This window comes from Acinetobacter sp. BWR-L5, from assembly GCF_039655985.1.
GTDB lineage: Bacteria > Pseudomonadota > Gammaproteobacteria > Pseudomonadales > Moraxellaceae > Acinetobacter > Acinetobacter johnsonii.
In genome coordinates, this window is record NZ_JAGFEV010000005.1 from 125040 (window position 1) to 149751 (window position 24712).

The following is a 24712-nucleotide window of genomic DNA, read 5'->3' on the forward strand; positions in this document are numbered from 1 at the left end:
TGCAAAAAGTTCCAAAATGGATTATTTTTCAACCAATTTTAAAGCATTCTTTAATGCTTATTTTCCGGCTGTACTCCCCCTGTTTAATCACCTTATTTCTTTTAAAGGTTATGACATGCTTAAAATGATTGATGTTCTCGATCAACGTCTAGTGCAAAACTTTACTCAAGCTTTGCAGTCTCCTACCCCACAATTTGAAGAGCAATTGGATCAAGGTATTCTCAATGCATCAGACCTTGAATTAAATCATGCTGTTACTGCATTTTTTAATGAAGTTAATGCGATTGAAGCTGCTCAAGCGTTGGATATTAGCGCTGACCGTATTCAAGCCCTACAGTTAGGTGCATCGTTTAAAGATGAACAATATTTAGCTGATCTAAAGAAAATTGTGACACTTTGTCTTGCACTTGAAACTGATGCTTTAGAGCAAGTTGAAGTGTTTGACAGCTTACAAGACTATCCTATGTAAGCTTGCAAGCCCTTAAAAAAGCGACTATTACAGTCGCTTTTTTACATTCAAAATGAATGATTTAGTTATGCAATCTTCATATAAGAAGAAATTATTCTATGCTTTTTTAAAGTTATTCTATACTCCAAAAACTACACAAAGTTCAATCAAGTTATTAAAATTCAGATACTTAAATCAAGACTATCTACTTATTTCAATTTAATATTTTATTATCCATTTTTCTTTTTTTATTTTTCGCATACATAACGTTAAAAGAACTCACAAATGAACTTATTTAAATGATGCAACATGAAAAACTTTAAACTACTGAGCACTTCACTGATTTTAGGTCTGATCGGCTCGTATGCCAATGCCGCTATTCCAAACACACTTAAACTCGATTATGCCTACTACGCACCAACCAGTCTTGTGGTGAAAGAGCAGAAATTGTTAGAAAAAGCCTTACCTAAAACTGAAATTAAATGGGTATTTAGCCAAGGCAGTAACCGTTCACTGGAATATTTAAATAGTGGCAGTGTCGATTTTGCTTCAACCGCAGGGCTTGCAGCCGTACTTAGTCGTGCCAACGGCAGTCCAATCAATACCGTTTATATCCAAAGCCAACCTGAATGGACCTCTTTGGTGGTTGCTAAAAACTCCCAAATTAAAAGCCTAAAAGACTTAAAAGGAAAGAAAATTGCCGCAACCAAAGGCACAGATCCATTTCTGTTTACCTTACAAGCGTTGGATACAGTGGGTCTAAATAAACGTGATGTACAACTGGTTCACTTACAACATCCAGATGGCAAAACAGCTTTAGAACGTGGTCAAGTCGATGCTTGGGCAGGCTTAGATCCATTGATGGCATCGGCACAAGTCCAATCTGGTGCAAAATTGCTGTATCGAAATATTGGGTTTAACAGTTATAGCGTGCTCAGCGTCAAAGAGTCTTTTACTCAGCAAAGTCCCGAAGCCATTGAAGCAGTGATTAAAGCTTATGAGCAAGCACGTAAATGGGCCAAAGCTAACCCAGAGAAATTGGCGGAGTTACTGGCACGCGAGTCCAAACTGCCGTTGAATGTCGCAAAATTACAATTAAGCCGTACCAACTTTGATCAAAACATTCCGTCAGCCAAACAGATTGCTGCATTACAAAAGTCTGGCGGCATTTTGAATGAAGAAGACTTAGTCCGTAAAGGCACCAATGTTAATCAAGTCGTGACTCAGTTGTTTAAACCACAATATGCACAAAAGGTTGTAAGCAAATAATGACCAAGTCAGTCGCGAGCTCTTTCACCCCTATTGTAGTGAAAAAGAGTTCCTCATTTCAGTTGAAATTGAAGAGTGTTCTCAAAGCGATCACCCTTCCAATGCTCTTACTGATTGCTTGTGAATATCTGGTTCGTGCAGGTTTTATTGAACCTTATTTATTACCTGCACCCAGTAGTCTATGTCAAACCTTTCTAGATTTATGGCAGGCAGATTTATGGATGCATGTCTGGACCAGTACATGGCGGGTGTTTCTAGGCTTTTTTATTGGCAGTGCTCTGGCTTTAATATTTGCGCTTTTGGTGGGACTCAATAAACAGGTTGAAGCGTTTTTAGAACCCAGTTTTTCAGCGATTAAATCCATCCCGAGTTTAGCGTGGATTCCTCTACTTTTACTGTGGCTGGGAATTGATGAAGCATCGAAGATTACCTTGATTGCGATTGGTGCATTTTTTCCGACCTATACCAACACGGTCGCAGCGATTAAAGGAGTTGATCGCAAGCTCATCGAAGTCGCACAAGTCTATCGATTGAAGTACTGGCAGCAAGTACAACAGATTATTCTGCCTGCAGCATCTCCGGGGATCTTAACGGGACTGCGCAACAGTTTAAGTTTGGCATGGATGTTTATGATTGCTGCAGAACTCATTGCAGCAACACAAGGGATTGGCTACTTACTGAGTGATGGCCGAGAAACTTCACGCCCCGATATTGTGATCTTAGCAATTATTCTTCTAGCCGTGCTCGGAAAACTCAGTGATAGCATCATGAAGGCCATCGAGACTTGGCTCCTGCGTTGGCGTGACGTATTTGGAACATAAGCTAGAAAAAATAAAAGCGCATCGAATGCGCTTTTATTTTGGAGGGAACAATGAAATTATTGTGTCCACTGCCCTAATGTAACGCGGTCATTCCCACCATAATCTTTCACAGTCCGGACTTGTTTATAGCCCGCCTCTTTAAAGATTTTCTGTACAGCGTCAGCTTGATCATAACCATGCTCAAGCACCACCCAACCATCGAGGGTTAAATGCTTTTTGCCTTGCTGGATAATGACTTTTAAATCAGCCAAACCATGATCCGCAGCAACTAGAGCACGTTCAGGCTCAGTTGCTAAGTCTTGCATGTGGGCGTCATCGGCATCGATGTACGGTGGATTCGAAACAATCACATCAAAAAACTTTCGATTTAGCGGTGCAAACCAACTTCCACACACAAAAGTCACATCATTTAAGTCATGCTTTTCTGCATTTTGCTGCGCCACGGCTAAAGTTGGCTCATAAATATCGGTAGCCGTGATGTCCCATGTGTCCCGTTCACTGGCCAATGAAAGCGCAACCGCACCCGTCCCCGTACCTAAATCGACAATGCGGGCATCTTCAGGTAAGTCTAAACGTAGTACAGTTTCAACCAATACTTCGGTATCTGGACGTGGCACTAAGGTGTCAGGAGTGACAATCAGATCCAATGTCCAAAACGGCTGTGAACCTGTCACATAGGCCAAAGGTTCACCTGCTTCAATTCGCGCCAAGGCAGCAACATAGGCTTGCTCTTGTTCATCGGTCAGCACTTGATCTTTTTTCATAAACAAATCAAAAGAATCAATTTTGGTGATGTGTTCCAGCAACCATGCGTTCTCTTGACGTTCGTAACTCTCGGCTTCACCACGTAAAGCCAAAGCTTGGGCAATATTCATTATCCACCATTCTGCTGTGCAAGCATCGCAAGCTGATCTGCTTGATATTCACGATGTAAGCTATCTAATAGTTCAGTTAAATCGCCTTCCATAACCGCGTCTAACTTGTATAAAGTTAAGTTAATACGGTGATCGGTCATACGACCTTGCGGGTAGTTATAGGTACGGATACGCTCTGAACGATCACCCGAGCCGACCAAGTCACGGCGCATTTCAGAAGTTGCTGCATCAGCTGCTGCACGTTTTGCATTTTCCAAACGTGAAGCAAGCAAAGCCATCGCTTTGGCTTTGTTTTTATGCTGCGAACGCTCTTCCTGACATTCCACCACCGTTCCTGTTGGAATGTGGGTAATACGCACAGCAGAATCGGTTTTGTTGATGTGCTGACCACCCGCACCTGAGGCACGGTAGGTATCAATACGTAAGTCTGATGCATTAATCTCGACCGTTGTATCGACATCAATTTCAGGCAAAATCGCAACGGTACACGCCGAAGTATGTACACGACCCTGAGACTCCGTTGCAGGTACACGTTGTACACGGTGCGCGCCACTTTCAAACTTCAAGCGACCGTAAACGCCTTCACCATTCACCAAACAAATGATTTCTTTATAACCACCGTGTTCGCCTTCATTTTCAGACAACACTTCAATACGCCAGCCTTGTGATTCAGCGTACTTGGTATACATGCGGTATAAGTCACCCGAGAAAATAGCGGCTTCATCACCGCCTGTTCCCGCTCGAATTTCCAAATATGCAGAGTTCGCATCATTTGGATCTTTCGGAATCATTAAGATATTTAAATCAGCTTCTAAAGACGCAATAATGGCTTTATTTTCTTTAATTTCTTCAACAGCCATTTCCTTAAAATCAGGATCTGACAGCATCGCTTCAGCCGTTTCAATATCAGCTTCTGCTTGTTTGTACTTGGTCCAAACTTCTGCGATTTCGCTTAAATCACTATGTTCACGTGACAACTGACGAAAGCGTTTGTTATCCGAAATGACTTCTACATCTGCAAGTAATGCTGTTAATTCTTCGTGACGGTCAGAAAGTTGATCTAATCGTAAACGTAACGATTCTTTCATTAGGAAAATATCTCAATATAAAGGCTGCAATACAGTTTCACAGCACCAAAAAATTTGCGCTTAGTTTAACGGCTCTATCACGCAAAGAACATCTTTATTCAATCCTGAGCGACGTTTACTTTATACGCCTCAGTAGATTGATACACTTTTAAAGCGTGTTTATGCACTTACTAGCGTTCAAAAAATGTAGAACAGCTTATTTCATATACATCTTTTAAATAGGTCATTTCAGCTCAAAATTCAGAGTGTGAACTGTATCACTCCTAGGTTTATCCACATTTGCATGATTTTGGATAAATTTCATTCTGCTTATTCACATTTGTAATAAAACTGATACAAACAAGAAACCAACGGGTTTCAATTTAGTTTTAACTCTCCACAATTAACTGGAATCTTTTTGTTACATTAGCCACATCGAAAGAAGTAAGACAGTTCAACCAATGTTGGACATGGAGAAATACATGAAACTTAATACACTCTTAATGTCAGCAACATTAGCAACGGCATCTATGTTTACTGCAACTGCATATGCAGACAGCACAACTCGCGTTGCTGCAGCCAGTGCTTTAGGTAGTGTTGCAGGGACAGCAATTGGTAAAAACATGGGCGGCACAACTGGTGCAACTATTGGCGCAGCACTCGGTGGTGCTGGTGGTGCAGCAGTTGCAAGTGACAAACGTCATCGTACTGAATCTGCTATTGGCGGTGCGATCGGTGGTGGTGCGGGCTATACCGTAGGTAAAAGCATGGGCGGCACCAATGGTGGGTACGTGGGTTCTGCATTAGGTGCAGCGGGCGGTGCAGCACTCGGCAACAAAATCTCAAAAGATAAACAGTATGACTCTTACCATGGTAAAAAATGGAAGAAAAAACATAAACACCATTAATTAGCTGCATCGTAAAGATGTCATTGAAAGCACCTTCGGGTGCTTTTTTATGGCACAGATTTAGACGCAACAACACATCAGCCAAACTGGTAGAAAATACGAAGAGCCGTTACACAGCACTTACCAAAGCAACAGTTTCGATAAAATTTCTCTTCATTATTCTTCCCACTTGTTTCGCTAAAGTGAAATCAAGACAAAATAGACATGCTCTTAGGAGTTTAAAAATGAAAATTAAATCAATTTTAATGAGTACCGTAATTGCAGCTTCTGCATTAACGATGACCACAACATATGCAGGTAATACAACCAATACTGCACTAACGTCTGCATTAGGTGGTGTTGTCGGTGCCGCGATTGGTAATCAAATGGGTGGGCAAACAGGCGCGATGATTGGTTCTGCCATTGGTGGTGGTGCAGGTGCAGCTGCTTCAGCCAACAAACGTGACCGTAATGGTGCAATCATTGGTGGAGCACTCGGTGGTGCAGGTGGTTATACCGTAGGTAAAAACATGGGCGGTACCAATGGTGGGTATATTGGTGCAGGTCTCGGTTCAGCGGGTGGTGCAGTTCTGGGTAAAAAAGTCTCTGAAGACCGTCGTTACGATGATGAATATGACCGCCGTTACGATGACCGTTATGATCGTCGTTATGACAGCCGCGGCTACCGTAACAGCAATTATAAATATAATGGTCGCGACTATCGTGGTGACAATGGCCGTCACTTGGGCTGGTACAAAAACGGGAAACGTTAAGCACCTATAAAATATTTTCAAATAAAAAGCACCTTCGGGTGCTTTTTATTTATCTCACAACCGACACTCAAAAAAGACACTGCATCGTTTCTACTGAATGCAGCAGCTTACCACTTTGGTTTTAAACGTATATGTGGCTGGTGCTGTTCAACGATGTTGAATATAAATTTTGTTTCATTTTTAAATCAATACTTTACTATAAAACAATCAGAATATCGAATAAAATCGATATACAAGATGGCACTTATATCGTATTATTTCGATATATAAAACAAAACTGAGAAGTAGAATGCGCACGTTGTCCGAGACTCAATTTTCTATTCTAGAATTAGCTCCTGTCCGCGAAGATCAAACTGTACAACTCACTCTACAGCATAGCTTAAAATTGGCCCAACAAGCTGAGCGTTTAGGCTATAGCCGACTTTGGCTTGCAGAACATCATAATATGGATGGTATTGCCAGCTCTGCAACTGCGGTGCTACTCGGCTATTTACTCGCAAATACCTCAACCTTAAAAGTGGGCTCTGGCGGTATCATGCTCCCAAACCATGCCCCACTGATCGTAGCGGAGCAATTCGGTACACTTGCAACACTCTATCCAAACCGGATTGAATTAGGTTTAGGTCGAGCACCAGGTACAGACCAAGTGACCATGCGCGCACTTCGCCGTGGCCGTCAAGAAACTGAAGATCAATTCCCACAAGATGTCTTAGAAATTCTGCATTACTTTAAGGACGCTGAGCCAAATCAGCGTATCATTGCAACTCCGGGGCAAGGGACACATGTGCCTGTATGGCTACTTGGTTCAAGCTTATTTAGTGCACAACTGGCTGCAAAACTAGGACTTCCCTACTCTTTTGCATCACACTTTGCACCGCGCATGCTAAAACAAGCGATTCAGCTCTATCGTGAAAACTTTGAACCCTCTGAGTACTTATCCAAACCTTATGTGTCTATGGGTGTCCCGACGGTCGTTGCTGAAACCGATGCCGAAGCTGAATATCTAGCGACCAGTGCCTACCAACGAGTTTTAGGTCTCATGCGCGGTCAAAGTTTAAAGTTAAAAGCACCAATTGCCAGCATGGACGGTCTATGGTCACCTGCGGAAAAAATGTCGGTAGATAGTTTTTATGCCATGGCGCAAATCGGTTCCAATGGCACGGTAAAAGAAGGCTTGAAACAGCTTCTTTTGGAATATGATGTCGACGAGTTTATTTTCACCTGTGACATCTATGACACGGACAAACGTTTAGAAAATTTTGAACGTCTCATGCAGATCAAAAATAGCTAAGTACAAATGAAGCTAATCGCCTTATGCGTATTAATGCATACCCATAAGGCGACGTGCATAAATGAATAACTAAAATCTCAGCCGATACCTAAATAATCCTTAAAACCCTGCAAAAACTGCTGCTATGTCTAGACTAAAGTTAGCGTGACTGCTCAGACAATTTATCACTTTGCCTTTTTAGAGCAAAAGCACTAAAAATAATAAATTAAGGAAAGACGATAAAAAACAATTAAGGATCGAGCATGGTCAATTTGCATTCAACAGACAATGGATCTGGTTTATTTCAAAACCATCCCGAGTATTTTCAGCATTTTAAAGGGCAACTGATTGCTGCTTCAGAAATTAAACAACATACTTTTGCTGAGCAACGTGTCGCAATTATTGGCACTAACCAACATACAGTAACAGCCCTCGAGTCGATTTGTCAGGTCGCTCAATCAGTCTATGTTTTTCAAAACGCACCTCAATTCATCTTGCCGAAAACGGAACGCGGAATTCAACGCTTAATCCAACATCCACTGGTTATTAAGAACCGACGTCTATTTAATACACGCATCAAATGCCTACTGGCTTTACGCTTTTTAGAAACCCAAGTTCAAGACCCATGGCTTAGACACCAACTTAAACCTAATTCCGCTGCCGATAAACTTAAATTTTTTAAGTCCGATCATTATTATCATGCCCTACAGCGCGACAACTGTAAGCTAATCACTTGGCCAATCGTCAAAATTCGAGAACATGATATTCAAAGTTTAGATGGTGCTGAATATCCAGTCGATGTGATCATTACCACCTATAGCCATTAACCGTGTAGGGTAAGTTCTATCCACTTACCCGTTGTTTATTTCGTCACACCTGTATATTGATAGCCTCTATTTGAACGCTGATAACGTAAGTATTTTCCAGTCGGGTGGCTGTTTTTATCTAATAAAGTGATATCAATCTTGTTTAAGTCTTTTGCAACACGAATATATGAACCGCGCTGCTCTTCGTCATAATGACAGTCATAATCTACTTCAATCGAACTTAGTTGCTTGTTCTTGGTCTGAAAAACTGGTGTTGCTGTCAAAGCTTGGGCATGCATTTTAAAGGCTTGAATTTGATAGAGACCGTGACAACTATCGCCTTTGTAATAACTTTGAATCAGATAAATCGGCTGTGCACCCCATTTCACTTGATCAATCTTTAAAATATAGCCTGTTTCTAAAGGCTGAAGTTTAGTGGACTTGCTCGATTTCATCTGCACATAGGATGAAAATTCACCCATGGTACCGCCACCACCTACATCAAAGGTATAGAATTTAAGCAGTTGGTCCGGTGAGGCATTAATCTTTAGTCTAAGATTTTCAGTCAATTTGGGGAAAGAATAAGCATAACTTTCTGCATTTTCACGGATTAAATCAACCACATCATTTTCGATCTGTTGATTCACTGCATAAAAATCTAGCGCTGCATATTTTTGATCAATGGCCTGCTCAGCCTGATGAATTGATATATTTTGCGCATATAAAGCCATATTAAAATGAGCAAAACAAAATACACCTAATAGGCATTTTGATATTATTTTCATTTGATATAATCTATATTTTTATATTGATCGACATTATAAAGCATCATCAATATGACGCTTTATAATGTAATGACAATATCAACCAATGCGACGTTTTAAACCCGTCATTTGCAGTACACGAGTTGAAATTTCTTCAATCGACATTTCCGAGACATTTAAGTATTTAATCCCTTCAGAGATATAAATCCCTTCAATTGCGCGAAGCTCCATTTGGCACTGGCTGAAGCTTGCATAACGGCTATTGGCTTTACGTTCAGAGCGAATAGCGACAAGACGTTCAGCATCAATCATCAAACCAAAAAGCTTCTGCTTATGTGCGCGAAGTACCGCAGGTAAACGGTTGTCATCCAAGTCTTCTTCTGTCAATGGATAGTTTGCTACACGAATCCCAAACTGTAATGACAAATAAATTGAAGTCGGTGTTTTACCCGAACGTGATACCCCAATCAGAATCAGGTCAGCCTTGTCATAGTGGCGTGTACGTGCACCGTCATCGTTATCTAAAGCAAAATGCACCGCATCAATACGTGCTTTATAAGACTCCGAATCGGTCACCGCATGGGTCTGTCCGACTAAAGTTGTAGGCGGCGTTCCCAACTCTTCAGACAGTTTACTAATAAGCCCTTCAAATACATCAAGATTTATAGCATTTGCAGTATTAATAATGTCACGCACGTACGGGTCGACTAAAGTGTCAAAAACCAGTGGCTTTTGTCCGTCTTGTTGTGCCCTTAAATTGATCTCAGCAACGACATTTGTAGCAGCTTCTTCAGAGCTAATATAAGGAATAATATGAATGTCAAAGTCAACATTTGGAAACTGCGCCAATAGCGAGTGCCCAAGGGTTTCAGCGGTAATCGCAGTACCATCAGATACAAAAAAAACACTCCGCTTAAATTGTTTACTTCCCGACATTAAAATTCTCCTCAAAAATTTGTCTTAGTGCTATATAATCTTTATAGTAAACCGATCTTACATGACTGTCGCTTAGTAAAATCAAAAAGCTAAGTAGATTTGTTATAATCTGATGCCAAGATAGTGATTAAATACTGCAAAAGTGGAGTAACAACTTTGGAAGCGCGCGTAATTGGTCTAGAAAAATTAGGGAAACACGACGTTGAACTTGTAGGTGGGAAAAACTCATCTTTAGGTGAAATGATCAGCCACCTATCAAATGCAGGTGTATCTGTACCAGGTGGCTTTGCTACTACAGCTCAAGCATATCGTGAATTTCTCGAGCAAAGTGGCCTAAACGCTAAAATCAATGCAGAGTTAAAAGTCCTCAATGTTGATGATGTAAATGCTCTTGCTGAAACAGGCGCGAAAATTCGCCAATGGATTGTAGATACTCCACTGACGGCAGAACTCGAACAAGAAGTTCGTAAAGCATTTGCAGAGCTTTCAAACGGCAACCCAGACATCGCGGTTGCCGTTCGTTCTTCTGCGACAGCAGAAGATTTACCAGATGCATCTTTTGCAGGCCAACAAGAAACCTTCTTAAACATTCGCGGTATCGACAACGTATTGATCGCGATCAAAGAAGTATTTGCATCACTGTATAACGACCGTGCAATCTCTTACCGCGTACACCAAAACTTTGCGCATGATGTTGTGGCTTTATCTGCTGGTATTCAGCGTATGGTTCGCTCTGAAACTGGTGCAGCAGGTGTAATGTTTACACTCGACACTGAATCAGGTTTCCGTGACGTAGTGTTTATCACTGCATCTTATGGTTTGGGTGAAATGGTTGTTCAAGGTGCTGTAAACCCTGACGAATTCTACCTTTCTAAACCTCTTTTAAATGCAGGCAAGCACGCTGTCCTCCGTCGTAATCTGGGTTCTAAACACCAAAAAATGATTTATGGCGAAGAAGCATCTGCAGGTAAATCAGTTGTTGTGGTTGATGTTGAAAAACAAGAGCGTCAACAATTCGCATTAAACGACCACGAACTACAAGAACTTGCAAAACAAGCGCTGATCATTGAAAACCATTATGGTTCTCCAATGGACATCGAGTGGGCAAAAGATGGCGATGACGGTCAAATTTATATCGTTCAAGCGCGCCCTGAAACAGTGAAGAGCCGTGAAAACGTCGGTACCATGGAACGCTACCTTTTGAAGCAAAAAGGCACAGTGATTTGTGAAGGCCGTTCAATCGGTCAACGTATCGGTTCTGGTAAAGTACGCATTGTTACGTCTATTAAAGAAATGGACAAAGTACAAGACGGTGACGTACTGGTTTCTGACATGACTGACCCAGACTGGGAACCAGTGATGAAACGTGCCGCTGCAATTGTCACTAACCGTGGTGGTCGTACTTGTCACGCAGCGATTATTGCACGTGAACTGGGTGTTCCAGCAATTGTCGGTTGTGGTAATGCAACTGAAGTTCTAGTAGACGGCCAAGAAGTAACTGTTTCATGTGCAGAAGGTGATACAGGTTTCATCTACGAAGGTTCTTTAGATTTCGAGATTCAAACCAATTCAATCGAATCTATGCCAGAGCTTCCGTTCAAAGTAATGATGAATGTCGGTAACCCTGACCGCGCATTTGACTTTGCACAAATTCCAAATGAAGGGATTGGCCTTGCACGTCTTGAGTTCATCATTAACCGTATGATCGGTGTCCACCCTAAAGCATTGTTGAACATTGACAGCTTGCCACGTGAAACACGTGCTGCGGTAATGGCACGTACTGCGGGTTATGCATCTCCAATCGAATTCTATGTTGAAAAACTGGTTGAAGGTATTTCTACCCTTGCTGCAGCATTTGCAGACAAACCTGTGATCGTTCGTATGTCTGACTTTAAGTCAAATGAATATGCAAACTTGATCGGTGGTAAGTTATACGAACCTGAAGAAGAAAACCCAATGTTGGGCTTCCGTGGTGCAAGCCGTTATGTGTCTGACAACTTCCGTGACTGTTTCGAATTAGAATGCCGCGCGTTGAAAAAAGCACGTGACGAAATGGGCTTAACCAATATTCAAATCATGATTCCTTTCGTACGTACTGTACATGAAGCGAAACGTGTAATTGAATTATTGGCGTTAAATGGTTTGAAACGTGGTGAAAATGGTCTAAAAGTGATCATGATGTGTGAGTTACCAACAAACGCATTATTGGCTGAACAGTTCCTTGAACACTTCGATGGCTTCTCTATCGGTTCAAACGACTTAACCCAGTTAACACTTGGTCTAGACCGTGACTCTGGTATTGTATCTCACCTATTTGATGAACGTGATCCAGCTGTAAAAGCGCTTCTTTCTATGGCAATTCATGCATGCCGTAAAGCAGGTAAATATGTGGGTATCTGTGGTCAAGGCCCATCAGATCACCCAGATCTTGCGCAATGGCTTATGGAACAAGGTATCGAATCTGTATCACTTAACCCTGACTCAGTATTAGACACTTGGTTCTTCCTTGCAGAAGAAAAAGTTCAAAAAGCTTAACTCTTTGATGCGAAAAAAAGACCCTTTCATGGGTCTTTTTTTATATCTACTCTTTTAACGCATCCGCATTAAAACAAGCATATTGATACAAAAATTTAGACTAAGTCTGGCACTCATGCAGCATCATCTTGATTGAGAAAAGATCGCATTGCGATAAAGCTAGAAGAAGCAGCATAATCCTTGCTACACTGTCCTGCATTTTGTGTAGTTTTGTTAATTTCAGCTTGAAATTCTCTAGACTATCCGCATGTTTTATCATAGATTTTTTATTTGTTTTTCATCTGAAACAAATACATTTATTATTTGAATATCCCAATTTATATTTTGAGATTAAGTTTATATGCAGATTTACTTGGCACGAAATAATCAACAAGCCGGTCCATATACCTTAGAGCAGTTGAATCAGATGCTCGCAAGCCAACAAGTTTTATTGACGGATTTAGTTTGGCATCAGGGTATGCCTGAATGGAAAGCTTTAGGTGAACTCACCCAAGGAAAACTGGCGTATGAACCTGTAGGTTATCAACCTCAGCCCCCTATTCCTGAGCCAATGCATACGCCAAATCAATTTTCACAACCAAACCGTACAGCGGCGAAAGTTGCTCAACCTGAACTTGCATCAATAGGCACACGTGTCTTAGCCAAAGTCATTGATTTACTTCTTTGGCTCCCTGCCGCTGCTATCCCCTCGTTCTTTTTACAAGCAGATAAATTTGGTGAACTAACTGAAATTCAGCAAAAAATGCAAGCGGCCACCACAGCAACTCAGGCCAGTGAACTGCAAGCACAACTGTTTAGTTTGATTCCTACTGAAGCATGGACCACCATGGGAATTTACATACTGATTATGCTGGGTATTCAGGCCTTTTTCTTAGCAAAAAGTGGTCAAAGTATTGGTAAAAAACTCACCAAAATTAAAATTGTAGACGTTGAAACCAACGAAAAAGTCAGTCTTTTGCGTGTATTCACATTGCGCAGTGTTGTCTTTATTGTGCTCAATATGCTGTTCATGCCGTTTATTACCATCATCGATCACGTCTTTGGTTTAAGTGCAAAGCGTCAAACTTTGCACGATAAGCTGGCGAAAACCAAGGTCATTAAGCAGTAATTCGACCATATTTAAGCTGAGGTTTGGCGTCCCTCAGTTTTCCGCAGTTTATTGATATTCAAAATAAATCCATAAATAAATTATAAAATTCCGAGTGAAAAAATCGGTTTTTATAACAGTCATTTAAAGCATCTTTACGTATAGCTTAGTTTGTCGATATGAGGCATAATGCCCTACAACGTAGCGGTGTCTTATGATTGAGAAGTGTTTTTAGACTTAAAAAGAAACTTTTCAATCATGCGACACTTTAATCGCTATCCCAATTTTATTAGGGAATGGGACTCTTCACCGAGGTTGTAAAATGAGACAAACGATTTTAGCTGTATTGTCTTTATCTGCGATTGCCGCGCTCTTAACTGGGTGTGGTGGTGATATGGTACTTCTAAACTCAAAAGGTCCAGTTGCACAAGGTCAATCTGACTTAATGATGACTGCGATCTATTTAATGCTATTGGTGGTTATTCCATCAGTCGTAATGGCATTATGGTTTGGTTGGAAATATCGCGCGTCGAATAAAGATGCAGACTATAAACCTACATGGGCACACTCTACTGCAATTGAAATTGTAGTTTGGGGTATTCCTGTCATTATTATTGGTATTCTGGCTTGGTTAACTTGGTGGGGTTCACACAAGTATGACCCTTACCGCCCACTCGAATCTGATAAAGCACCTGTAAATATTCAAGTCATTGCAGAACAGTTTAAATGGATCTTCATTTACCCTGATCTTAACATTGCGACGGTTAACGAAATTCGTTTCCCTGAAAAAACTCCAGTTGCACTTAAAATTACCTCTAACTTCACGATGAACTCTTTCTTCATCCCTGCGTTAGGTGGTCAAATTTATGCAATGGCAGGCATGCAAACGCACTTGAATTTGTTAGCAGATGGAACTAGCCCAGCTGAAGGCTACCGCGGTTTCTCTTCGAACTATTCAGGCTACGGCTTCTCGCAAATGCGCTTCCGTGCTCACTCTGTAACTGACGCTCAATTCGCTGAATGGGTTGCTGCAGTTAAAGCAGGTAACGGTACAAGCATTAATCCTAAAGCTGTACAAAAAACAATTTTAGATCAAGCTGAATTTGAGTCTTTACGTGACGGTAACCGTGGTAAACACCAAATTGAAGTTTTGATTTCAAAAGCAAAAACTCCTGAAGAGAAGGCTGCTGCTGAGGCAATGAAGCCTTATCCAACTAAGCCACACCCTGTGACTTACTACTCTTCTGTAGAGGAAGGCTTGTTTAAGTCAGTCATCAGCAAATATATGAGCAACTATCACGGTGCTGATCACTCAGCGACTGCGGGTGCTCACGGGGCTGCTTCATCTGAAGCACATGCCGCTGTTGAACCTGCTTCATCAGTTGTAGGGGAATAAGACATGAGCTTCTTAGGTAAGTTAGGTCCGGACGTTATTCCGCACGATCCAATTGTACTGGTCACAGTTGCAATGATGATCTTAGGTGGTATCGCAGTTGTTGCTGGTATTACCTACTTTAAAAAATGGGGCTACTTGTGGAACGAATGGTTCACATCAGTCGACCATAAAAAAATTGGTATCATGTATCTTTTCGTATCGATCATCATGCTTTTGCGTGGTTTCGCCGATGCGATCATGATGCGTCTTCAACTGTTCCTTGCAAAAGGTGGCGGTGAAGGTTATTTACACCCAGAACACTACGATCAGATCTTCACCGCACACGGTGTAATCATGATCTTCTTCGTAGCAATGGGTCTAGTTGTTGGCTTAATGAACATCTCTGTACCACTTCAAATTGGTGCACGTGACGTTGCCTTCCCATTATTAAACTCTCTAAGCTTCTGGCTATTTGCTGGTGCTGCAGGCTTAATGATGGCATCTCTTGCAATTGGTGAATTCGCTGCAACAGGTTGGATGGCTTATCCTCCTCTTTCAGGTATCGAATACTCTCCAGGCGTGGGTGTGGACTACTATATCTGGGCACTTCAGATTTCAGGTTTAGGTACGCTATTAACAGGTGTTAACTTCTTCGTTACCATCATTAAAATGCGCGCGCCTGGTATGTCACTTATGGACATGCCGATCTTTACTTGGACATCTTTGTGTACTGCGGTATTGATCATTGCGTCGTTCCCAGTGTTAACAGCAACAATTGCGATGTTAACGCTTGACCGTTACTTCGGTTTCCACTTCTTTACAAATGACATGGGTGGTAGCCCAATGTTGTATGTAAACTTGATTTGGACATGGGGTCACCCAGAAGTTTACATCTTAGTATTACCAGCATTTGGTATTTACTCTGAAGTTGTTTCAACGTTCTCTCGTAAAACGTTGTTCGGTTACAAATCAATGGTGTATGCAACAATTGCGATCACAGTACTTGCGTTCGTAGTATGGCTTCACCACTTCTTCACCATGGGTGCTGGTGCGAACGTGAATGCGTTCTTCGGTATCATGACCATGGTTATTGCGATTCCTACAGGTGTGAAAATCTTCTCTTGGTTATTCACAATGTATAAGGGTCGTATCACCTTCACTACTCCTATGTTATGGACGCTTGGCTTCCTTGTAACATTCGGTATTGGCGGTTTAACTGGTGTATTAATGGCGGTTCCACCTGCGGACTTCCTTGTACACAACTCATTGTTCTTGATTGCTCACTTCCATAACGTAATTATCGGTGGTGTGGTGTTTGGTATGTTTGCCGGCATCATTTTCTACTGGCCGAAAATGTTTGGTTGGAAGCTCAATGAAGCATGGGGTAAAGCTGCGTTCTGGTTCTGGTTCTTCGGTTTCTACTTTGCATTCATGCCACTTTATATCCTTGGTTTCATGGGTATGACTCGTCGTTTGAATACATATGACAACCCTGAATGGGATCCGTACATTGCTATTGCATTCTTCGGTTCTGTGTTAGTCGCGATTGGTATTGCATGTTTCGTTATGCAGATTGTTGTTGGTTACTTACAACGCAACGACAACCTCGACCTTACAGGCGATCCATGGGATGGTCGTACACTTGAATGGGCGACTTCGTCTCCTGCTCCGTTCTACAACTTTGCTCACCTTCCAACAATCAATGGTATTGATACGTTCTGGAATGACAAAGAGAATGGCGTAGCATATGCGAAACCTACTTCATACGAAGACATTCATATGCCAACGAATCGTGCTGCTGGTATTGTGATTGCCATGTTCATTACTGTTATGGGCTTTGGTTTAATCTGGCATATCTGGTGGTTAGTTGTTGTGATGTTCATCGCTGCTATTATCAGCTTCATCGCGTCTTCGTTTACGAAGAAAGTGGACTACTATGTTCCTGCTGCTGAAGTTGAGCGTATTGAAAATGAACGTTACGCGATTCTTGAAAAACATTTGAAGAAGGACTAAGACAATGGCTGACGTACTTCATCACGAAAACCACGGACATGATGAGCATCATCACCACGATGATACTGACATCACCGTCTTTGGTTTTTGGACTTATTTGATGAGTGACTTGATTCTATTCGGTACACTCTTCATTGCATTCGCTGTTTTAAGTAGCCATGTGCCTATGGGCACACCAAGTGCAAAAGAATTATTCGGTGAGTCTTTAGGTTTCGTTTTAACTGAAACTTTCGCTCTCTTGATCTCTTCTGTAACTTTTGGTTTTGCGGTTCTTGCTGCATACAAAAAGAACGTCAACCAAGTTTTAACTTGGTTAGCGATCACTTGGTTATTCGGTGCTTCATTCATCGGTATGGAACTATATGAGTTTAATCACTTAGTTCATGCTGGCCACGGTCCAAGCGTAAGTGCGTTTTTATCGTCGTTCTTTACTTTAGTAGGTACGCACGGTATTCACGTAACTTCAGGTTTGGTATGGATGATCATTTTGATGATTCAGATCAAGAAAAATGGTTTGACTCTTCCAAACACTCGTCGTCTTGCTTGCCTAAGCTTGTTCTGGCACTTCCTTGACATCGTTTGGATCTGTGTATTCAGCGTAGTTTACTTAATGGGAGTTCTATAATGAGTCACGATCATAACTCAGCTGGTGCTTCACACGGTAACACCAAGCAATACACGATCGGCTTTATCCTTTCAGTTATCCTGACCGTAATTCCATTCGGTATGGTAATGGCTGGTGGTTTTGGCCGCGGTATTGTTATGGCCGTTATCGCAATTACAGCGGTTGCTCAGGTTCTAGTTCAATTAGTTTACTTCTTGCACATGAACTCATCTTCAGAGCAACGTTGGAACGTGATTGCATTTATCTATACAGTACTTTGTATTGCTGTACTTCTAGTCGGCTCTGTATGGATTATGAACTACTTACACTACAACATGATGATCTAAACTGATCGTCATGTTGAAAAAGTATTTATTCCTGACTAAACCAGGAATTCTCTTTGGTAACTTCGTTACCACTCTGGGCGGCTTCTTTTTAGCCGCTCAGGGGTCTGTAGATTTCCTCCTCCTTCTCATCACCCTACTCGGTACAACACTGGTTGTTGCTTCTGGCTGTGTCGTCAATAACGTCATTGATCAAGATATTGATCAAAAGATGGAACGGACGATGAACCGTGCATTAGTTAAAAAAACCATCAGTCCTTCCGTTGCTTTGGCATTTTCTGCTGCGCTTGGAATATTAGGTTTCGCCCTACTCTGGTTCTTTGTTAATGCTTATGCCTTTGGCTTTGCTGTACTTGGTTTTGTGGTTTATGTGGTTTTTTATAGTCTATGGAGCAAACGCACATCCATTCACCAAACCGTGATTGGAAGTATTTCTGGTGCTAGTCCACCAGTGATCGGCTATACAGCTGTGACCAATGAATTTGATGTTGCCGCATTGTTGCTTTTTTTAGCATATGCACTTTGGCAAATGCCTCATTCATGGGGAATTGCGGTATACCGCTTTGACGACTATAAAAATGCAGGCATTCCAATTTTACCTGTAGCACGTTCAATTTTCCGCACGAAAGTTGAAAGCTTGATTTATGTCTTGCTATTTGCTGCGGTGTTAAATGGTTTGTATTGTTTTGGCTATACCAATATGTTTTTTCTTATCACCTTTAACGCACTTTGTGCTTATTGGGTATATTTATCAATCATTGGTTTTAAAGCTGAAAATGATCAGGTTTGGGCAAAACGCTATTTCTTATATTCAGTAATTTTAATTACTGCATTAAGTTTTAGTTTTAGTTTTAGCTATGTCTCACCTGCGCCACATTTGCCTCTGTTTTAAAAAGATAGAGTTCTCTCTATCTTTTTTTATTTCAACTTATTCAATATTTAAGTCTAGTCTTTAAATTGTTACCATAGCAGACACAACAATAACTCATGCTCTGTAATGAAAATTCCATCACAATTTTTTAAAAAATCTATTTTTATTAGTCTATTCCCTATCACTCTTGCTTATAGCACGCACAGTTTTTCTGGTTTTGATGTTACTTGCTATCCATCGACCAACATTCAAACCAATGCGTATACAGCCTGTGACAATTTGCCTGCGCTCACGCCCGCCAATGACAATCAAACCAATATGCTTTTACTTCTGAGCGACATGGGCTTGGCCAAATTGAATTTTAATCAGCCAAATGGTCCGCTTTGGGAAACTGAATATAGCAACGTACCATTTGCAGCTAAAACATTGTTTGAAAGCGTAACCAATAAACGACCGAATGCCCGATTAAAACCGAGCAATGAAAAAACACCCTACCAAGAACATTGCAGCAGTCTAGACAATGGTGCAGATCAATTTACCCAGCAGGTGAGAGCTGACAAAAATCTCAGCAAAACGGAAAAAGATTTACTGATTCAAGAAAGACAAAATATCTCGGCCTGTGACCGTGATCTTGCTCTCATCCAAGTCAATCCAAACTGGTCTCTACAAGCACGTCAGTATGCGTCTTATTTAAATGCTACCATTGCCTTTTACAACAGTAACTTTTCCATAGCTACTAAAATTTACTCAGTTTTAACTACGGTTGATCAGCCTTGGATCAAAGAAACATCACAATATATGTTGATCCGTAGCAGCCTCAATGAAAGCTATCAGTCAGGTGTCGGTAAATATGGCGACTTAACAACCGATAAAGTAGATCAGACTTTACTCAAAAATACCTATGAGCATATTACTACCTACTTCAAACGCTTTCCTGAGGGAAAATATGCGGCAAGTGCACGCGGCTTACTACGTCGTTGTTATTGGCTGAGTGGAAATACCGAACTCCTGACCAACGAACTCGCATGGCAAATCAATCATCCCGATTCCAAATACTATAATTTAGAGCTCGATAATCTAGCCTTTGAAATGGATCGCCATGTATTTCAAAGCCGCTCATTCAATGCAAAAAACCTAAAAGATCCCTTCTTTCTGACCATTTCAGATTTAATGCAAATGCGTCAGGCAACATCAGCAGAAGATAAAGTCTTAAGCTGGTCTGAACTCAACAACCAAAAAACACTATTTAAGAGTCAGCCAGAACTATTCCACTACCTACAAGCCAATCACTTATTCTTTGTGCAGAACAAACCAGCCGAAGCTTTAAAATATTTGCCAGAACATTCCTCTAATTCAATCGATAGTTACCTTCAACTCAGTCAAATATTGTTAAAAGGTCGTATTTTAGAAAAACTCGGACAAACTCAAAATGCACAGCAATACTGGGAAGGTTGGCTTAGTCACTCGAAAGAAGTTGAACAACGTGGCTTATTTGAGCTGATGTTGTATCCACATTATGCTCAACAGCAAAGTGCAAACCTATTCATCGGTTCAAATGCTAAAATCAAACAAGCTTCATTGCAAAAAAGCTTTATTGAAAATCAAGCCAATGAAAAAAACTTAATGCAAATTGTACAGAGCAAAGCATCAAATACAGATCAAAAAAATTTAGCTTTATATAAAACTTTGCAAAAGTCATTGGTACATCAGAACTTTAAACTGTTTAATCAAGCCTTTGTACTGCTACCACAAGATGCCGCGAAGTATAAATATGACTCAGAAACATATAAAAATTATAAAAACCAACCACCTTTCAGTGATTTCATTTGGACAGGAACAAAAATCACGCCACAGATTCAATGCCCTGATTTATTCAGCCTGACTCAAAAACTTGAAAATTCACCTCAAGATTCAAAACTCCAACTTTGTTTGGGCGAATATGCACGCTCGACTCAAGGCTACAACATAAGCTATGTCACCGCTTTAGAAAAAGAAACTGCTAGCTTCCAAGGTGCAATTTTTACCCGTGGCCAAGTGTATAAAGACATCATCAAATCCAGTTCTGTACCAGATTTAAAAGCATATGCTCTTTATCGCTCAATCATGTGTTATTCACCAAGCGGGATGAATGACTGTCAGGATGCAGAGGTTGAAAAATCCACTCGTAAACAATGGTTCGACCACATTAAACGTGACTATCCAAGTACCTCTTGGGCACAATCTTTAAAGTATTACTGGTAAAACGTATATGTTGAAGCAGATTTTTTCAGTTGTTATAACGTTGATCTGTATGCTGAGCATCATGGCCTGTCAGCCGAGTCAGTCAGCTTCAACATCTGGTTCGGTAAATGCCGAAGACTATGGTGTGTTTTGGATTTGGGGCAATATTTCATCTGCCCCTTACCTCAAAGCGGCTAAAGAAATTTATGTTTTACAAGGTGAAATCCGTTTAGACTCCCAAACACATCACTCTAAGCTCATACCGCAAGGCGTAAGCGTTTTAACGATTCCTCAGCAAAAGGTGTGGCTGGTTTTTCGTAATTATCATCTAGACTGGCAGGGCCAAGAACTTGCACACATTCTAAAACGTATTCAGCAATGGGAAAATGTAGGGAATCATATTCAAGGCATACAAATTGATTTCGATGCCAAAACCAGACATATTCACCAATATGCCCTATTCTTAAGTCAATTAAGAAAACAATTACCGCAGCACTATCAACTCAGTATCACGGGTTTAATGGACTGGACCAATGTGACAAATCAGGAGACTTTAAACCTCCTGAATAAGACCATCGACGAGTTGGTCATTCAAACTTATCAAGGTTCAACCACCCTCCCCAACTATGCAGCTTATTTAAAAAAAGTTTCAGCACTGAAACTGCCTTACAAAATTGGCATTGTTCAACATGGTCAGTGGCATAGACCATCAAAGCTTGAAAATGATACAAACTTTAAAGGCTATGTCGTCTTCCTTTTGCGCTCAAAACCTCAAAATAATTAGGGCTTTTTAAGAGAAGTTCTTGAATTTGGCGCGCAAAGTCTCTAAAATTCCCCCTTCGCATCTAATGCGACACAACCTAGGTTGTGACTCCTTGCTTCTAACAACTTTTTTGTTAGGGGCTGTTTAAACCGTAAGGAGCTGACAATGCGTCATTACGAAATCGTACTTTTAGTACACCCTGATCAAAGCGATCAAGTCGTTGGTATGGTAGAACGCTACCTAACTCACATCAAAGAAGCTGAAGGTCAAATTCACCGTCTTGAAGACTGGGGCCGTCGTCAATTGGCTTACCCAATCAACAAGATCCACAAAGCTCACTACATTCTTATGAATGTTGAGTGTGGTCAAACTACTCTTGATGAGTTAGAAGAATTGTTCCGTTACAACGATGCAATTATTCGTAGCCTTATCATCCGTCGTGAGAACGCTATCACTGAAGAGTCACTATTGGCTAAGAGTGCTGAAGAAAAACGTGCGCGTAAAGCTCAACGTGAAGAAGCACAACAAGCTCAAGACTCTGCTGAAGCATAAGGAGAACATCAATGGCACGTTTTTACCGTCGTCGCAAGTTCTGCCGCTTTACAGCTGAGAACGTTACGTACATCGACTACAAAGATATCGACACTTTAAAACAGTACATCACTGAAAACGGCAAGATTGTTCCTAGCCGTATTACAGGTACTAAAGCTCGTTACCAACGTCAATTAGCGCTTGCTATTAAACAAGCTCGCTACTTGTCTTTGATCCCTTACACTGACAATCATAAGTGAGGTTGAGCTGTGGATATTATCTTATTACAACGCATTAAAAACCTTGGTAAATTAGGCGATAAAGTTTCAGTTAAAGCTGGTTACGGCCGCAACTACCTTATCCCTCAAGGTCAAGCAGTAGCTGCTACTGAAGCTAACACTGCTGCTTTTGAAGCTCGTCGCGCTGAACTTGAGAAAGCTGAAGCTGATGTTTTAGCTGCTGCTCAAGCACGTGCTAGCCAATTAGACGAAGTTAACATCGTAATCACTGCGAAAGCTGGTGACGAAGGTAAACTATTCGGTTCTATCGGTACTCGTGATATCGCTGACGCGTTAACAAATGCTGGTCTTGAAGTTGACCGTGCAGAAGTTCGTTTACCGAACGGTGCACTTCGTCACACTGGCGAATTCAACATCGCAATCCAATTGCACCATGATGTTGTTGCTGAAGTTCTCGTTACTATCGTATCTGAGTAATTTCTTGCAAAAAAAAGAGCATGCTTTTGCATGCTCTTTTTTTTATCTCTATGAAAAAGTAGTTTCTTCGCTCAGCTTAAAACTTCATCAGCCTGCCTCGCAAAATGCCAAATTTGAATATTATGGGTTTTATCCATAAGCCTTGAATTCAGCACACAGCAGCTGCATTTTTTGATAAAGTGCATAGAGTTAAATGACTGTAATTTTTTCCAAATTTACAGTGAAATTTATCTTAAGTTATCCCTCTTACTGTATTAAAAATCAGGGCGTTATATGTCACAGGCGAATGCCACTGCTCAAAAGAGCTCATCGAAACAAGACAATAAACCGAATGAGTCAGGGCAACTGAAAGAATTCCGTACACCTCCGCATAACTTAGCATTGGAACAAGCCGTACTTGCCGCTTTAATGACGGTTGCTGAATCCTTTGAACAAGTTGGCGATGTACTGACTGAAAATGACTTTTATGCGACGCGCCATAAATATATTTTTCGTGCGATTGCGCAACTCTCCAAAGACAGCTCACCCTATGATGCAGTTTTAGTCCATGACTGGCTCACCACACAAAACCTACTCGATGCGGTTGGTGGTGAAGAGTACCTGATGCAATTGATGGCAGACTCCCCGTCTAGTTTCTATAACATGGAAACTTATGCCACTAAGATCAAAGAATTTTCAACTTTGCGTAGCATGATCAAGGTTAGCTCTGAAATTTTACAAAATGCCTATGACACCAAAGGTCGTAACGTCAGTGAAATTTTAGATTTAGCCGAAACCAATATTTTCTCCTTGGCAGAACAACACAATAACAACGCCAAAGCTCAAGGGCCTAAAGCCATCAATACAGTTGTGGCCGATGTCTTTGATAAGCTGAATGAGCTGTCGCAAATGGAAGGCAGCATTACAGGCTTAACCACAGGCTTTCTTGAACTCGACAATAAAACCTCGGGCATGCAAGCAGGTGATTTGATTATTGTTGCAGCGCGTCCATCGATGGGTAAAACCACCTTTGCCATGAATTTAGTGGAAAGCGTGCTGTTTAATAATGACCTACCTGCCTTGGTTTACTCCATGGAAATGCCAGCCGACTCCATCGCCATGCGTTTGATTTCATCTTACGGGAAAGTCCATCAGGGCCATTTACGTTCAGGTAAACTCGATGGCGATGAATGGTCAAAAGTGACCGGCACCATTTTGCAACTGCAAGAGAAAAAGCTCTATATCGATGACTCTTCTGCTCTTCCACCTACAGAAGTTCGTGCTCGCGCACGTCGTATTGCCAAACAGCACGATGGTAAACTCGGCTGCATCATGGTCGATTACTTACAGCTGATGAAAGTACCAGGCATGGGTGATAACCGTGTAGGTGAGATTTCAGAAATTTCACGAAGCTTAAAAGCTCTTGCCAAAGAAATGATGTGCCCTGTGATTGCACTATCGCAGCTTAACCGTTCCCTCGAGAACCGTCCCAACAAACGTCCCGTCATGTCAGACTTACGTGAATCCGGTGCGATCGAGCAGGACGCCGACTTGATCATGTTTATTTACCGTGATGAAGTCTATAACAAAGAATCCAAAGAAGCGGGCACTGCCGAAATTATTATTGGTAAGCAGCGTAACGGCCCTATTGGTACCGTTCGACTTGCTTTTGAAGGCCAATACACCCGCTTTAGTAACTTATCCCCTGAGTTTTATGCTCAGTACGATGATGAGGAATAATTAAAACCTCATCATCGC

The 24712-nt window shown here is 41.2% G+C and carries 24 protein-coding genes; 20 read left to right on the forward strand and 4 right to left on the reverse strand.

The window, feature by feature from the left end; translation table 11 throughout:
* Positions 1–115 precede the first annotated feature (115 nt).
* The 3 genes from JZ787_RS10470 to JZ787_RS10480 all read left to right on the forward strand — a co-directional run bounded on the left by JZ787_RS10470 (position 116) and on the right by JZ787_RS10480 (position 2538).
* Positions 116–469 (forward strand): hypothetical protein, encoded by a 354-nt coding sequence (locus tag JZ787_RS10470; RefSeq protein WP_029575052.1) that lies wholly within the window; start codon positions 116–118, stop codon positions 467–469.
* Positions 470–757: 288 nt separating this feature from the next.
* The gene (locus tag JZ787_RS10475) at positions 758–1717 is read left to right on the forward strand and encodes an aliphatic sulfonate ABC transporter substrate-binding protein (protein WP_234964454.1); all 960 of its coding nucleotides are present in this window, start codon (positions 758–760) and stop codon (positions 1715–1717) included.
* The gene (locus tag JZ787_RS10480; protein WP_346312258.1) at positions 1717–2538 is read left to right on the forward strand and encodes an ABC transporter permease; all 822 of its coding nucleotides are present in this window, start codon (positions 1717–1719) and stop codon (positions 2536–2538) included. The genes JZ787_RS10475 and JZ787_RS10480 overlap by 1 nt, the downstream gene beginning before the upstream one ends.
* A 56-nt stretch (positions 2539–2594) precedes the next feature.
* On the opposite strand, the gene prmC is transcribed toward JZ787_RS10480, so the two are convergent.
* On the reverse strand, positions 2595–3413 hold the full coding sequence (gene prmC / locus JZ787_RS10485) for a peptide chain release factor N(5)-glutamine methyltransferase (protein WP_346312259.1): 819 nt from the start codon (positions 3411–3413) through the stop codon (positions 2595–2597).
* Positions 3413–4501, reverse strand: coding sequence for a peptide chain release factor 1 (gene prfA / locus JZ787_RS10490; RefSeq protein ID WP_346312260.1), 1089 nt, complete (start codon positions 4499–4501; stop codon positions 3413–3415). The genes prmC and prfA overlap by 1 nt, the downstream gene beginning before the upstream one ends.
* Positions 4502–4962: 461 nt before the next feature.
* On the opposite strand from prfA, the gene JZ787_RS10495 reads away from it, so the two are divergent.
* From JZ787_RS10495 to JZ787_RS10510, 4 genes are all read left to right on the forward strand, one after another.
* On the forward strand, positions 4963–5388 hold the full coding sequence (locus tag JZ787_RS10495; RefSeq protein ID WP_004696467.1) for a hypothetical protein: 426 nt from the start codon (positions 4963–4965) through the stop codon (positions 5386–5388).
* A 224-nt stretch (positions 5389–5612) separates the two neighbouring features.
* Positions 5613–6140 (forward strand): hypothetical protein, encoded by a 528-nt coding sequence (locus JZ787_RS10500; RefSeq protein WP_004982017.1) that lies wholly within the window; start codon positions 5613–5615, stop codon positions 6138–6140.
* 289 nt (positions 6141–6429) lie between these two features.
* Positions 6430–7431 (forward strand): LLM class flavin-dependent oxidoreductase, encoded by a 1002-nt coding sequence (locus JZ787_RS10505; protein ID WP_004696463.1) that lies wholly within the window; start codon positions 6430–6432, stop codon positions 7429–7431.
* A gap of 242 nt (positions 7432–7673) precedes the next feature.
* The gene (locus JZ787_RS10510; RefSeq protein ID WP_168158862.1) at positions 7674–8237 is read left to right on the forward strand and encodes a flavoprotein; all 564 of its coding nucleotides are present in this window, start codon (positions 7674–7676) and stop codon (positions 8235–8237) included.
* Positions 8238–8272: 35 nt separating this feature from the next.
* On the opposite strand, the gene JZ787_RS10515 is transcribed toward JZ787_RS10510, so the two are convergent.
* Complete coding sequence (locus tag JZ787_RS10515; RefSeq protein WP_346312261.1) at positions 8273–8947, reverse strand: hypothetical protein; 675 nt, start codon at positions 8945–8947, stop codon at positions 8273–8275.
* A gap of 132 nt (positions 8948–9079) precedes the next feature.
* Positions 9080–9916: a pyruvate, water dikinase regulatory protein gene (locus tag JZ787_RS10520; RefSeq protein ID WP_005400687.1), complete on the reverse strand. Its 837-nt coding sequence runs from the start codon at positions 9914–9916 to the stop codon at positions 9080–9082.
* 156 nt (positions 9917–10072) lie between these two features.
* On the opposite strand from JZ787_RS10520, the gene ppsA reads away from it, so the two are divergent.
* From ppsA to dnaB, 13 genes are all read left to right on the forward strand, one after another.
* A complete protein-coding gene (ppsA, locus tag JZ787_RS10525; RefSeq protein WP_004982030.1) occupies positions 10073–12451 on the forward strand; it encodes a phosphoenolpyruvate synthase in 2379 nt (792 codons plus the stop codon).
* A gap of 340 nt (positions 12452–12791) precedes the next feature.
* A complete protein-coding gene (locus JZ787_RS10530; protein WP_346312262.1) occupies positions 12792–13559 on the forward strand; it encodes an RDD family protein in 768 nt (255 codons plus the stop codon).
* 301 nt (positions 13560–13860) lie between these two features.
* A complete protein-coding gene (gene cyoA / locus JZ787_RS10535; protein WP_004696450.1) occupies positions 13861–14934 on the forward strand; it encodes a ubiquinol oxidase subunit II in 1074 nt (357 codons plus the stop codon).
* A 3-nt stretch (positions 14935–14937) separates the two neighbouring features.
* On the forward strand, positions 14938–16926 hold the full coding sequence (cyoB, locus tag JZ787_RS10540) for a cytochrome o ubiquinol oxidase subunit I (protein WP_218288322.1): 1989 nt from the start codon (positions 14938–14940) through the stop codon (positions 16924–16926).
* Between the two features lie 4 nt (positions 16927–16930).
* Positions 16931–17551, forward strand: coding sequence for a cytochrome o ubiquinol oxidase subunit III (gene cyoC / locus JZ787_RS10545; RefSeq protein ID WP_004696446.1), 621 nt, complete (start codon positions 16931–16933; stop codon positions 17549–17551).
* On the forward strand, positions 17548–17877 hold the full coding sequence (locus tag JZ787_RS10550) for a cytochrome o ubiquinol oxidase subunit IV (RefSeq protein WP_026056475.1): 330 nt from the start codon (positions 17548–17550) through the stop codon (positions 17875–17877). The genes cyoC and JZ787_RS10550 overlap by 4 nt, the downstream gene beginning before the upstream one ends.
* Positions 17878–17887: 10 nt before the next feature.
* Positions 17888–18766 (forward strand): heme o synthase, encoded by an 879-nt coding sequence (gene cyoE, locus JZ787_RS10555; RefSeq protein WP_005400682.1) that lies wholly within the window; start codon positions 17888–17890, stop codon positions 18764–18766.
* Positions 18767–18871: 105 nt separating this feature from the next.
* Positions 18872–20986, forward strand: coding sequence for a hypothetical protein (locus tag JZ787_RS10560; protein ID WP_346312263.1), 2115 nt, complete (start codon positions 18872–18874; stop codon positions 20984–20986).
* A 7-nt stretch (positions 20987–20993) separates the two neighbouring features.
* Positions 20994–21749 carry a DUF3142 domain-containing protein gene (locus JZ787_RS10565; protein WP_346312264.1) on the forward strand — a complete coding sequence of 252 codons (756 nt, stop codon included), beginning with the start codon at positions 20994–20996 and terminating at the stop codon, positions 21747–21749.
* Positions 21750–21893: 144 nt separating this feature from the next.
* On the forward strand, positions 21894–22280 hold the full coding sequence (rpsF, locus tag JZ787_RS10570; RefSeq protein WP_004696436.1) for a 30S ribosomal protein S6: 387 nt from the start codon (positions 21894–21896) through the stop codon (positions 22278–22280).
* A gap of 11 nt (positions 22281–22291) precedes the next feature.
* Positions 22292–22519 carry a 30S ribosomal protein S18 gene (gene rpsR, locus JZ787_RS10575; protein ID WP_004278792.1) on the forward strand — a complete coding sequence of 76 codons (228 nt, stop codon included), beginning with the start codon at positions 22292–22294 and terminating at the stop codon, positions 22517–22519.
* A 9-nt stretch (positions 22520–22528) separates the two neighbouring features.
* Positions 22529–22975, forward strand: a complete 447-nt coding sequence (gene rplI, locus JZ787_RS10580) for a 50S ribosomal protein L9 (protein ID WP_004696433.1) — start codon at positions 22529–22531, stop codon at positions 22973–22975.
* A 273-nt stretch (positions 22976–23248) separates the two neighbouring features.
* On the forward strand, positions 23249–24694 hold the full coding sequence (gene dnaB / locus JZ787_RS10585; protein ID WP_004696432.1) for a replicative DNA helicase: 1446 nt from the start codon (positions 23249–23251) through the stop codon (positions 24692–24694).
* Positions 24695–24712: the final 18 nt, after the last annotated feature.